Source organism: Massilia sp. CT11-108 (assembly GCF_047302915.1).
In the GTDB taxonomy this organism is placed as follows: Bacteria; Pseudomonadota; Gammaproteobacteria; order Burkholderiales; family Burkholderiaceae_D; genus Telluria; species Telluria orientalis.
This window is the reverse complement of sequence record NZ_JBKYMO010000134.1, coordinates 1-12601: the sequence shown is the minus strand read 5'-3', so window position 1 is coordinate 12601 and position 12601 is coordinate 1. Positions and strand designations below refer to the sequence as shown.

7 protein-coding genes and 1 pseudogene are annotated in these 12601 nt (G+C 65.2%); 3 read left to right on the top strand and 5 right to left on the bottom strand.

The window, feature by feature from the left end:
• On the bottom strand, positions 1-1910 hold a 1910-nt coding region (locus tag ACEN88_RS13130), incomplete at its 3' end, for a M1 family metallopeptidase (RefSeq protein WP_413340178.1).
• A gap of 159 nt (positions 1911-2069) precedes the next feature.
• Here ACEN88_RS13130 and ACEN88_RS13125 point away from each other — a divergent pair.
• On the top strand, positions 2070-2693 hold the full coding sequence (locus ACEN88_RS13125) for a glutathione S-transferase family protein (protein ID WP_413340177.1): 624 nt from the start codon (positions 2070-2072) through the stop codon (positions 2691-2693).
• Positions 2694-2804: 111 nt separating this feature from the next.
• Here ACEN88_RS13125 and ACEN88_RS13120 read toward each other — a convergent pair whose 3' ends face one another.
• Positions 2805-3659, bottom strand: coding sequence for a CheR family methyltransferase (locus ACEN88_RS13120; protein WP_413340175.1), 855 nt, complete (start codon positions 3657-3659; stop codon positions 2805-2807).
• Positions 3659-8572 carry a response regulator gene (locus tag ACEN88_RS13115; protein ID WP_413340173.1) on the bottom strand — a complete coding sequence of 1638 codons (4914 nt, stop codon included), beginning with the start codon at positions 8570-8572 and terminating at the stop codon, positions 3659-3661. Before ACEN88_RS13115 ends, ACEN88_RS13120 begins: the two co-directional genes overlap by 1 nt.
• A 395-nt stretch (positions 8573-8967) precedes the next feature.
• Between ACEN88_RS13115 and ACEN88_RS13110 the strand changes: the two genes are divergently transcribed.
• Positions 8968-9699, top strand: a complete 732-nt coding sequence (locus ACEN88_RS13110) for a helix-turn-helix transcriptional regulator (protein ID WP_413340171.1) — start codon at positions 8968-8970, stop codon at positions 9697-9699.
• Here the strand turns inward: ACEN88_RS13110 and ACEN88_RS13105 are convergent.
• Both ACEN88_RS13105 and ACEN88_RS13100 read right to left on the bottom strand, forming a co-directional pair.
• Positions 9674-9892, bottom strand: coding sequence for a helix-turn-helix domain-containing protein (locus ACEN88_RS13105; RefSeq protein WP_219845242.1), 219 nt, complete (start codon positions 9890-9892; stop codon positions 9674-9676). The genes ACEN88_RS13110 and ACEN88_RS13105 overlap by 26 nt on opposite strands.
• Positions 9893-10114: 222 nt before the next feature.
• Entirely contained in the window at positions 10115-12154 is a 2040-nt protein-coding gene (locus ACEN88_RS13100; protein ID WP_413340170.1) for a prolyl oligopeptidase family serine peptidase, read from the bottom strand.
• An 87-nt stretch (positions 12155-12241) separates the two neighbouring features.
• On the opposite strand from ACEN88_RS13100, the pseudogene ACEN88_RS13095 reads away from it, so the two are divergent.
• Positions 12242-12601, top strand: a pseudogene (locus ACEN88_RS13095) (hybrid sensor and regulator); the annotation flags it as partial.

Here is a 12601-nt window from a genome sequence, read left to right as displayed (position 1 = left end):
CCGCACACGGCCGGATCGGCGCCGGCGGGCGTCGCCTGCACGAGGTCCAGCACGTCGGACGCGGGCTGCAGGCCGGCCTGGCCCAGGGCGCTGCTGTCGGCCAGCAGGCCGATCTGGTCGATCGGCGCCAGGCTGGCGAAGCGCGTGGCCAGCTGGGCGAAATCGGCGGAGGAGTACAGCGTGCGGTAGTAGCCGCTCTGGCCCGCGTTGACGATGACGGCGCCGCAGCCGGGGATCGTGATCGTGCCTTTGCCGCCCGTGACGAGCGTGCTCGCCTGCTTCGTGGTCCCCCTTGTGCTGCCGGCGATCTGCGCGATCACGGGCACGCGCCAGGCCAGTGGCACCTTGTCGGCGCGGTCGCGCGTGAATTCGGCCTGCGTCAGCGCCACCGTGGTCGCATTGTTCCGGCACGCCGGCTCGCCCACCTTGATCAGCGGGACGCCCGGCTGCAACGTGAAATCGTGGGCGATCGCGGTGACGGGCTTGCCGGCCGCCTTCTCGATCTGCTTCCACAGGTCGTCCGACACCGTGTTGCCGTACGCGTGCGCCTTCATGTACGCGCGCACGCCGTTGCGCCACGCGTTCGTGCCCACATACGCTTCCAGCATGCGGATGACGGATTCGCCTTTGGAGTACGTGATCTCGTCGAAGGCCTGGTTGGCCTGTTCGACCGTCTCCACGTGCTGCACGACGGGGTGCGTGCCGGCGACGGAGTCGCGCCGCATCGCGCTTTCGCGCACGCCGACGGCGCCCAGGTGCGTGTTCCATTCCGGATGCAGGCGCGCGGTCGTGCGGCTCTCCATCCACGATGCGAAGCCTTCGTTGAGCCACAGGTCGTCCCACCAGCGCATCGTCACGAGGTCGCCGAACCACTGGTGCGCCATCTCGTGCGCGGCGGTGGCGAAGATCTCTTCGCGGTCGTGCTGCGTGGCGATCGCGGGGTCGAGCAGCAGCGCGTATTCGAACGTGAAGATCGCGCCCCAGTTTTCCATCGCGCTGAAGAACTGGCTGCGGCCCGCGCCGGCCACGTTGTCCAGCTTCGGCAGCGGGTAGCGTACGCCGAAATAATCGTTGTATTCGCGCAGGATGGCCTGCGACGCATCGAGCGCGAACTTCGCCTGCGGCACCGCGCCGCGGCGGGTGACGACGCCGATCTCCGTGCCGTCCACCTTCGCGGCCGCGCGCTCGAAGTCGCCGAGCGCGAAGAACAGCAGGTAGGTCGACATCTTCGGCGTGGTCGCGAAACTCACGCGCTTGCGGCCGTCCGGCAGGGTCTCCGTCTTCGTCGCCGGCATGTTACTGACCGCCATCTGGGCGGCCGGCACGACCACGTCCAGCGCGAAGCTGGCTTTGTACGCGGGCTCGTCCCAGGATGGGATCATGCGGCGCGCGTCCGAGTTCTCGAACTGCGTGTACAGCGCGCGCTGCTGCTTGCCGTCCGCGCCGGGATAGTCCAGCGAGAACAGGCCGACGGCCTGCGTGCCGATCGCGCCCGTGTAGTCCATCGCCAGGCGGTACATGCCGGGTGCGATCGGCTGGGCGAACGTGAACGTGGCGGTCTGGGCATCGTTGTCGACGGCGACCGAGGCTTCGCGTCCGGCGCCGCCGGCCGCCGGTGCCAGCGTCACTTTCGAGAATTTCAGCTCGGCCGCGTTCAGCGTGATCGTGCTGGTGGCCTTGGCCACGTTGATCGTGACGACGGCGCGGGCGCCGAACGAGGCGTTGGCGGCGTCCGGCGTCAGCGCGACCTGGTAATGCGTCGGGACGACGCCGCGCGGCAGTTGCGTGGTGGTGTCGGCGTTCGCCGTCGCGCTTGCGCGGGTAGGCGCGGCGCCGACGTGAAAGGGTGCGGTCGCCAGAGCAAGGGTAAAAGCTGGGGCGACGGCGGCGGAAAGCAGCTTGCGGTGCATGGAAATCCTGTCGTGTATGTATGTCGGACCCGCGCGTGATGTCGGATGGACGCGCGCGGCCAAGCCGGGAATCTACGGTTAAACGGCGCACGCTGTCAAATGAGCAAAAGGACAGGATGCGTTATGATCGGCGGCGCCAATCGAATGAGGAGACGCTGGATGAAACTGTACACGAGCACCCGCGCGCCGAGCCCGCGCCGCGTCCTGATGTTCATGGCCGAGAAGGGCATCACCGACATCGCCACGGTGCAGATCGACCTGGGCAAGGCCGAGCACCGCAGCGAGGCGTTCGCCCAGCTCAATCCGATGGCGCAGGTGCCCGTGCTGGAACTGCCCGACGGGCGCACGCTGGCGGAGACGCGCGCCATCTGTACTTACCTGGAGGGGAAGTATCCGAACCCGAACCTGATGGGCGAGGACTTCGAGGAACGCGCGTTCATCGAGATGATGGACCGCCGCTGCGAGCTGCAGCTGTTCCTGCGCATCGCCAACTGCGTGCGCCACACGCATCCGGGCCTCGCGCCGCTGGAACAGCCGCAGTTTCCCGACTTCGGCGCGGCGCAGGGCGCCAAGGTGCGCGAGACTGCGCGCTGGCTCGACGGCGTGCTGTCGGACCGCGATTTCCTGGCGGGCGAGCGCTTCACGATCGCCGACATCACGGGGTTCTGCGCGCTGGAGTTTGCGCGCGGGCTGATGAAGTTCAGGCCCTCGGACGAGGGGCTGACGAATTTGCAGGCGTGGCGGGACAGGATTGCGGAGCGGCCGAGCGCCCGGATCGTATGAGTCGTCGTTCCCGCGGAAGCGGGAACCCATACTGAGCTTCAGGGTTCGATATCTTTGCGACTTCGGAACCTCAGCATGGATCCCCGCTTTCGCGGGGATGACGCCAGTCTGCTATCCAACCCGCTTGTACCACGGCCGATCCCCCTCGATCGCCTGGTACGTCCCCGCATACGCATCCGACACGGCCAGCGGCCGGTCCAGGCACAGCACGCCGAAGCGCGCGAGGCTGTCGTGGAACAGCCGCAGCACGCGCTGGCGCAGCACGGGCCCGAAGTCGGACAGCGCGCCGCAGCACAGGATCGCCTGGAATTCGTTGAACGACGCATCCGTCACGAGGTTGTACTGCGACCACGTGATGCGCCGGCGCAGCTGCGGCTGCAGGCGCGCCTGGCCGTCGCGCACTTCGAAGTACGTCGACAGCGCGGCATGGCCGCCCCTCGCGGCGTAGCGGGTCTGCGCGGCGTCCAGCTCGGCCACGGGCAGCCACGCGTCCTGCATCTCGGCCACGAGTTCCTCGTTGGCGAGGGTCGCGTGGATGTCCAGCTTGCCCAGCACGCCTTCTTCCGCCAGCACGATGGCGAGACCCCACGCTTCGCCGACGCCCGCGCATTCCGCCAGCCATACGCGCGGCACGGGCCACGCGCGCAGCGACGGCGCCAGCACGGTGCGCAGGCGCTGCGTGTGGCCCGTGTTCTCGAACAGGTCGACGGGCTGCGGCGCCAGCATGCGCAGCAGCGCGGACGCAGCAAGCGGGGCGTGCAATACCTTTTCCTGCAGGCCGGACAAGGTGGCGGCGCCATGACCGCGCATCGCGTCGCCCAGCCGCCGGCGCAGGTACGCCCGGTCGTAGCCGCGGAACTCGTGGCCGTAGCGCTGGAACAGTGCCTCCAGCAGCAGCTCCGTTTCCAGCTCCTCGACCGCCAGCCCGGCCGCGAGGCCGGTCCAGGTATTCGCTACGGACGTCATCAGTGCAACCAGACGCGCATCATCGACAGCAGCTGGGCGACGTCGACCGGCTTGGTGATGTAGTCGGACGCACCCGCGGCGATGCACTTGTCGCGGTCACCCTTCATCGCTTTCGCGGTCAGCGTGATGATCGGCAGCGACTTGAACTTCGGGATGCGGCGGATGGCGCGCATCGTGTCGTAGCCGTCCATCTCCGGCATCATGATGTCCATGAGGACGATCTCGATGGCCGGGTCCTTTTCCAGCACCTCGATGCCGTCGCGGCCGTTCTCGGCGAACAGCACCTGCATCTGCTGGCGCTCCAGCAGCGACGACAGCGCGAAGATGTTGCGCAGGTCATCGTCGACGATGAGGACCTTGCGGCCCGCGAGGCCGCCGTCCGCCGCGTGGATCTCTTCCAGCATGCGGCGCTGCGTCTCCGGCAGGCTGGCCTGCGAGCGGTGCAGGAACAGCGCGGTCTCGTCGAGCAGGCGTTCCGGCGAGCGCGCATCCTTGACGACGATGGTCTTGGCATAGCGCTTCAGCTTCGTGACCTCCTTGCGCGACAGTTCCTGCGCCGTGTAGATCACGATCGGCAGGTCGCGCAACGCTTGCTGCTTGCCGATCTGGTCGAGCAGGTCGAAGCCGGAGATGTCGGGCAGCGTGAGGTCCAGCACCATGCAATCGAAGTGCTGCTGCGCCAGCGCCTCCAGCGCCGCCTTGCCGTCTTCCGCCGTCACGATGCGCACGTCGGAATCGCCGATCAGGCCGACGATCGATTCGCGCTGCGCCATGTCGTCCTCGACGACGAGCAGCGAACGCTTGCCGCCCATGAGGAATTTCTGGATGCGCTTGAATTCTTCCTGCAGCATCTCGCGGCTCACGGGCTTGTTGATGTACGAGATCGCGCCCTGGCGCAGGGCGCGCTCGCGCTCGCGCAGCGACGACATCACGTGCACGGGGATGTGGCGTGTGCTCGGGTCGCGTTTCAGGCGGTCGAGCACCGTGAAGCCGTCGATGTCCGGCAGGTCGATGTCGAGCAGGATCGCGGACGGCAGGTAGTCGCGGGCGAGGGACAGCGCGGAATCGCCGCGGTGCGTGACGATGCTCTTGAAGTTCTTTTCGCGCGCGAATTCGAGCAGCGTCTTGGCGAAACGCTCGTCGTCCTCGACGATCAGCACGGACGGGTCGCCCGGCACGATCAGGCCGCGGTCGTCCAGCATGGCCGCGTATTCGACCAGGCTGTTCGACGGGTCGGGCAGGGTGACGCTGGTGACGGGTTCCGGCTCCACTTCCAGCAGCATCGTGGGTGCCGGCAGGGCCGACGGTTGCGGCTGCGGCGGCGCGAGGCGTGCCGGTTGCGGCTGGCGGGTCTGTTCGTAGTTGATGAAGCCCGCGCGGTTGTACGGCAGGTACAGCGTGAACGTGGAACCGATGTTCACGGTGGACTCCACGCGGATTTCGCCGCCCAGCAGACGCGCCAGTTCGCGCGAGATCGACAGGCCCAGGCCCGTGCCGCCGTATTTGCGGGCGGTGGAGCCGTCGGCCTGCTGGAATGCCTCGAAGATCAGCTGCAGCTTGTCGGCCGGGATGCCGACGCCCGTGTCGCGCACGGAGAACGCCAGCACGGCGTCCGCATGCAGCAGGTGCGGGTGGTCGGCCGTCCAGCCGCTCGTCACGAGGCTGATCGTCAGCGACACGTTGCCGTGGCTCGTGAACTTGAACGCGTTCGACAGCAGGTTCTTCAGGACCTGCTGCAGGCGCGTCGTGTCGGTCATGACCGCGGTCGGCAGGTTGTCCGCCAGCTCCACCGAGAAGCCGAGATGCTTCGCCTCGGCCATGTGGCGGAACGTGCGGTCCACGTAGTTGCGCAGGTTCGAGAAGCGGTATTCCGACACGTCCAGCGTGACCGTACCCGACTCGATCTTCGACAGGTCGAGAATGTCATTAATCAGGGTCAGCAGGTCGGAGCCGGAGCCGTGGATCGTCTTCGCGAATTCGACCTGCTTGGACGACAGGTTGCCTTCCGGGTTGTCGGACAGCTGCTGCGCGAGGATCAGCAGCGAGTTCAACGGCGTGCGCAGCTCGTGCGACATATTGGCCAGGAACTCGGATTTATATTTCGACGACAGCGCCAGCTGCGTGGCCTTTTCTTCCAGCGCCAGCTTCGCCTGTTCCACCTCGCGGTTCTTGCGTTCCACCTCGATGTTCTGCTCGGACAGCAGGCGCGCCTTTTCCGCCAGCTCCTGGTTCGTCTGCTGCAGTTCCTGCGCCAGCGACTGCGACTGGGTCAGCAGCGATTCCGTCCGGCTGTTCGCCTCGATCGTGTTCAGCACGACGCCGATCGATTCCATCAGCTGGTCGAGGAAGGAGAGGTGGGTTTCCGTGAAGCGATCCAGCGACGCGATCTCGATGACGGCCTTGACCTGCTGTTCGAACAGGATCGGCAGCACGACGATGTTCGTCGGCGGCGCGGAACCGAGGCCGGACGACACGACGATGTAGTCACGCGGGACGTCCGTCAGCCAGATGCGGGTCTTCTCCAGCGCGCACTGGCCCACGAGGCCTTCGCCCGGCAGGAACGACGTCGGCAGTTTTCTGCTCGAACGGTAGCCGTACGACGCGATCATGCGCAGGCGCGCGTCGGCTTCCTGCGAATCCATCATGTAGAACACGCCGTGGTGCGCGGAGACCAGCGGCGCCAGCTCGGACAGGATCAGCTTCGTCACGGCCTGCAGGTCGCGCTGGCCCTGCAGCAGTCGGGTGAAGCGCGCCAGGTTGGTCTTCAGCCAGTCCTGCTGCGCGTTCTTCTGCGTCGTCTCCTTCAGGTTGCGGATCATCTCGTTGATGTTGTCCTTCAGGTAGGACACCTCGCCGCGCGCTTCCACCTGGATGGAACGCGAGAGGTCGCCGCGCGTCACCGCCGTCGCCACTTCACCGATCGCGCGCATCTGGTTCGTCAGGTTGGCCGCCAGCTGGTTGACGTTCTCCGTCAAGTCCTTCCACGTACCCGCGACACCGGACACGTTGGCCTGGCCACCCAGCTTGCCCTCGGTACCCACCTCGCGCGCCACGCGGGTCACCTCGGAGGCGAATGACGACAGCTGGTCCACCATCACGTTGATGGTGTCCTTCAGTTCGAGAATCTCGCCCTTCACGTCCACCGTGATCTTCTTCGACAGGTCGCCGCGCGCCACGGCGGTGGTCACCGCCGCGATGTTACGCACCTGGCCCGTCAGGTTCGATGCCATGAAGTTCACGTTATCCGTCAGGTCTTTCCAGGTACCGCCGACGCCCGGCACGTACGCCTGGCCGCCCAGCTTGCCCTCGGTACCCACCTCGCGCGCCACGCGGGTCACCTCCGATGCGAACGAGGACAGCTGGTCCACCATCACGTTGATGGTGTTCTTCAGTTCCAGGATCTCGCCCTTCACGTCCACCGTGATCTTCTTCGACAGGTCGCCGTTCGCCACGGCGGTCGTCACGTCGGCGATGTTACGCACCTGCGCCGTCAGGTTACCCGCCATCGAGTTCACGCCGTCCGTCAGGTCTTTCCACGTACCCGCGACACCCGGCACGTTCGCCTGGCCGCCGAGCTTGCCTTCCGTACCCACTTCACGCGCCACGCGGGTCACCTCGGACGCGAAGGAGTTCAGCTGGTCGACCATCACGTTGATGGTGTTCTTCAGTTCGAGAATCTCGCCCTTCACGTCCACCGTGATCTTCTTCGACAGGTCGCCGTTCGCCACGGCGGTCGTCACGTCCGCGATGTTACGCACCTGGCCCGTGAGGTTACCTGCCATCGAGTTCACGGAGTCCGTCAAGTCCTTCCACGTGCCCGCGACGCCTTTCACCATTGCCTGGCCGCCGAGCTTGCCTTCCGTGCCGACCTCCCTGGCGACGCGGGTCACCTCCGATGCGAACGAGGACAGCTGGTCCACCATCACGTTGATGGTGTTCTTCAGCTCGAGGATCTCGCCCTTCACGTCCACGGTAATCTTTTTACCGAGGTCGCCGTTCGCCACCGCGGTCGTCACGGCCGCGATGTTACGCACCTGGCCCGTGAGGTTGGACGCCATGAAGTTCACGTTGTCGGTCAAGTCCTTCCACGTGCCCGCGACGCCAGGCACGTAGGCCTGGCCGCCGAGCTTGCCTTCCGTACCGACCTCCCTCGCCACGCGGGTCACCTCGGACGCGAAGGAGCGGAGCTGGTCCACCATCACGTTGATGGTGTCCTTCAGCTGCAGGATCTCGCCGCGCACGTCCACCGTGATCTTCTTCGACAAGTCGCCGTTCGCCACGGCGGTGGTCACCTCCGCGATGTTACGCACCTGCGACGTCAGGTTGCCCGCCATCGAGTTCACGGAGTCCGTCAAGTCCTTCCACGTGCCCGCGACGCCGGGGACGTACGCCTGGCCGCCCAGCTTGCCCTCGGTACCGACCTCGCGCGCCACGCGCGTCACCTCGGACGAGAACGACGACAGCTGTTCCACCATCGTGTTCGCGGTCGTCGCCGCGCGCAGGTACTGGCCTTTCAGCGGGTGGCCGTCCACTTCCAGCGCCATCGTCTGCGACAAATCGCCCTTCGCGACGGCGCCGATGACGCGCGCCATTTCCGTCGTCGGGCGCACGAGGTCGTCGATCAGGGTATTGACCGAGCTGATGATGGTGGACCAGCCGCCCACGACGCCGGGCACGGAGGCGCGCTGCGTCAGATGACCTTCGCGGCCCACGACGCGCGACACTTCGGTGACCGCCTCGACCATTTTTTCCTTGGTCTCGATGATGTCGTTCAAGGTATCGGCGATCTTGCCGGACACGCCGGTCCAGTCGGACGGCATGCGCACCGAGAAGTCGCCTTTTTTCAGCGCCATCAGCGTGGACAGCAGCAGCTTGACATCGAGCTGTTCAGCCATGTCGGTCATGTTATTCATTGACTAAAGATCCTCGAAGAGAAAGCGGAAGGGGGCTGGCGCGCATGGTCTTCAGACAACGCGCATTGTTAAATGCTAAGGAAACGCAACGATACACCCGTGTCCGGTCAAGTCAAGCATGCATATGGCCTGACAGACAGGATTGTTACGAATCCACCATAAACTTGCATTTTTGAAATTTTAAATGGACAATTCGCGCGAGGATATTCGAAAGTCGTAAAGACTGGCGCACGATTCGATGGAGGGCGTTGTTCAACATGTATCGGAACGACAACTGATCCAATGTCATGGCTCTGCCATAATGAATAAAAGACCAATTTTTCGTGCTTTTTGGTTACAACTCAACTAGCATAGCGGGGTGTCATTACACCCCATTCAAACAGCGCGAGGCATCCATGAAGACCGTCGATTTAGACGAGTTGTTACATACCGACACCGCGTCCAGTTGGGGCGAAGCGCTGTTCGCCCTCGGCCGCCACTATGGATTCGAGAAGGTCTTGTTCGGCATGTCGGGCTCGCGCCACGCGCGGCTCGAGAACGCATTTATACAGAGCAATTACCCGACAAAATGGCGCGAACGCTATGACGCCGAGCGGTTCGCCTATGTCGATCCCGTCGTCAGCCATTGCCTCGCCACCACCTTGCCGTTGATCTGGCAGCCGGAAATCTTCCGCAGCCCGGCCCAGCGCGCGCTGTATGAAGAAGCGTGCACGTACGGCATCCGCGCCGGCGTGACGTTTCCGATCCATGGTCCGAACGGGGAGTTTGGCCTGCTGAGTTTTGCCGTCGACACGGCGGCGGATAATGCGTTCCTGCGCGACGTCACGAGCATGCTGCCCGATCTGGCGCTGGTGCGGGATTATGCGTACGCGTCGGGCGTGCGTTTCTGTCCGCCGCCTGTGCAGGAGGCGGCGCCGCGCCTGACCCCGCGCGAGCTGGAGGTGCTCAACTGGGTCATGGTGGGCAAATCGTCGTGGGAAATTTCAAAAATCACCGGCTGTTCCGAGGCGACGGTGAACTTCCATATGGGCAATATTCGCCAGAAGTTCAACGTCAACACCCGGCAACAGGCGGTCGTGAGGGCCATCTCGCTGGGGTTGATTACCCCAGAAGATCACCATCGTTGAGCTTGCCGTTGACATAGAGTTTCAACAGCAACGCGACCGGGGCCGGAATGGCCAGGCCCGTTTCGAAGCGGCTGCCGCTGGATTGCGTGACGCCAAATCGGCCCCAGAATTTCTCCTGGCTCTCGCGCTTGCTTATCCGGTATTTTTTCAGATCGCTGATGGAGGGCGCCAGGGATGCGGGCGTTTTCATCATCAGGTTGCCTGCCGACGGTTCCCGCAGGCTTGCTTCGGTAACGAAATCATTAGCCATCGCCGCTCCTCCATGGAAAGATGTGTGAGAAACAAGTATTCCATGCAACATTCATTTAGCGTCCTAGCAACCCTGCTAGTTTCTTATCGAATGTGCCGGTTGCGTTAGCTTGCTAACTGATGGTTACCACCGAAATAGGTCACGTCCAGCGTTTTCTGAGTGCAATTACTTGAGTTTCCTCAAAAGAAAAGCATAGGTCAGCGCCCACATCGTCGCCGTCTGCTCGTTGTTCGCCGCGCCGGCATGGCCGCCCTCCGTGTTTTCCCAGTACAGGACGTCGTGCCCCTGGTCGCGCATCCGCGCCGCCATCTTGCGCGCGTGGCCCGGGTGGACGCGGTCGTCGCGGGTGGACGTCGTGAACAGCACGCGCGGATACTGCTTGTCCGGCGAGACGTTGTGGTACGGCGAGTAGCGGGCAATGTAGTCCCATTCGTCGGGATCGTCGGGGTCGCCGTACTCGCCGATCCACGACGCGCCGGCCAGCAGCTCGTGATAGCGGCGCATGTCCAGCAGCGGCACCTGGCAGGCGACGGCGCCGAACAGGTCCGGCCGCTGCGTCAGGGCCGCGCCCACGAGCAATCCGCCATTGCTGCCACCCATGATGCCCAGGTGGGGCGGGGTCGTGATGCCGCGCCGGATGACGTCCCCGGCGACCGCGAGGAAATCGTCGAACGCCTTTTGCCGGTTTTCCTTCAGCGCCGCCTGGTGCCAGCGCGGCCCGAACTCGCCGCCGCCGCGGATGTTCGCGAGGACATATGCGCCGCCCTGCGCCAGCCATGCCTCGCCCGTCGTGCCGCTGTAGAACGGCGTCAGCGACACTTCGAAGCCGCCGTAGCCGTACAGCAGGGTCGGATGCGTGCCGTCCAGCGGCGCGTCCTTGCGCATCACGACGAAATACGGGACGTGCGTGCCGTCCGGCGACTCCGCCGTGAACTGGCTGACGGCATATGGCGACGCATCGAAGAACGCCGGCATCGACTTCAATAGTTCGCGCCCGTCGCGGCCGGCCTCGATCAGGTACAGGCTGCTCGGCGTGAGGAAGTCGGTCACGGTGAGAAACGCCTGGTCCGAGTCGTACTCGTCGACGGCGGAGACGTGCAGCGCGCCCATGCCGGGTGCGTCGACGTCGCGGCGTTGCCAGTGGCCATCCACGTGCTGCCATTCGATGATCCGGTTCTTGACGTTGTCGAGGATCGTGAGGAAAAGTGCTCCTGGCGTGGCCGCGATGCCGTCCAGCGACGTCGTCGGCGTGGGTTCGAACAGCACGTCGAAATCGCGGCTTCCTGCGAGGAAACGGTCGAACCCGATGGCGAGCAGGGCGCCCTGCGGCCACGTGCGGTCCCCAAGCGTCCAGTCCGAGCGCAGTTCGACGATGAACTGGTCGCGCAGCGCGAACGCGTTCGCGTCCAGCGGTTTGTCGATGGGCTCAAGCTGGCCGCTCGCGGGATCGCGCATGAACAGCTCGCTGCTGTAGAAATCGATCTGGCGCAGCACGAACTGGCGCTCGTGGCCCGGGGTCGGGTCGTGCCAGGCGGAGACGGACAAATCGTCTTCCCGCGCTGCGTAGACGAGCGTGGCCTCACTGAGCGACGTGCCGCGCTTCCACGCCTTGACGATGCGCGGGTAGCCGGATTCGGTCATTGAGTCGGGGCCGAAGTCGGTGGCGACGAACAGCGTGTCCGCGTCGACCCAGCCGACGCTCGACTTCGCTTCCGGCAAGGTGAAGCCGCCGTCGACGAAGGACAGCGTCGCCACGTCGAATTCGCGCACGACGTGGGCATCGCCGCCGCCGCGCGACAGCGAGACGAGGCAGCGCGTGCCGTGCGGCTCCAGGAAGGTCACGCCCGCCCACACCCAGTTCTCGCTTTCAAGGCGGGCGAGGACGTCCAGGTCCAGCACCGTTTCCCAGGCGGGCGCCGGCTTGCGGTACTCGTCCAGCGTCGTGCGGCGCCAGATCCCGCGTTCGTGGTCGGCGTCGCGCCAGAAGTTGTAGAAGCGGCCGGCGTGGTGGCCGGCGTAGGGGATGCGGTCGCGCGAATCGAGGATCGTCTTCAGCCGCGTGCGCAAGGCCGCGTAGCCGGGAAGGGCGGTGAGTTCGCGCTCCGTCTCCGCGTTGCGTTCGGCCACCCAGCCGAGCGCGCGGTCGGAATCGACGTCTTCCAGCCACAACCAGGGGTCGAGATGTCCATTATCCGCTTCACGCATATGCATTCCTTATTGTTGAGCTCGCCATTTCGGCCTGATTCGGACATACTAGCAAACATCTAAAAATTTCCGTACGGCAATTAAGCCATGGGTGACATCACGACGCGCAACACGGGAAAGACGGCCGCGCTTTGGGCCGGCGGGGTCGCATTGGCCCTGCTGGCCGGCGCCGGGCTGTACCTGGGCGCGGCGCACACGGTCGACATCGAGACGCAGGCCCGCTTCGACCACCTGGCGCGCACCGGCCGCCAGCAACTGGCCGGCGCCGTGCATTCGTATGCGGACGTCGTGCGGGGCCTGGCCGGCCTGTTCCAGGCAAGCGGCGCCGTCACGCGGCTGGAATTCCACCGTTACGTCCAGGCGCTGGGCGTGGCCGAGCACTATCCGGCGCTCGAATCGGTCAACTACGCGGCGTACGTGGAGGCGGGCGCGCGCGATGCGTTCGTC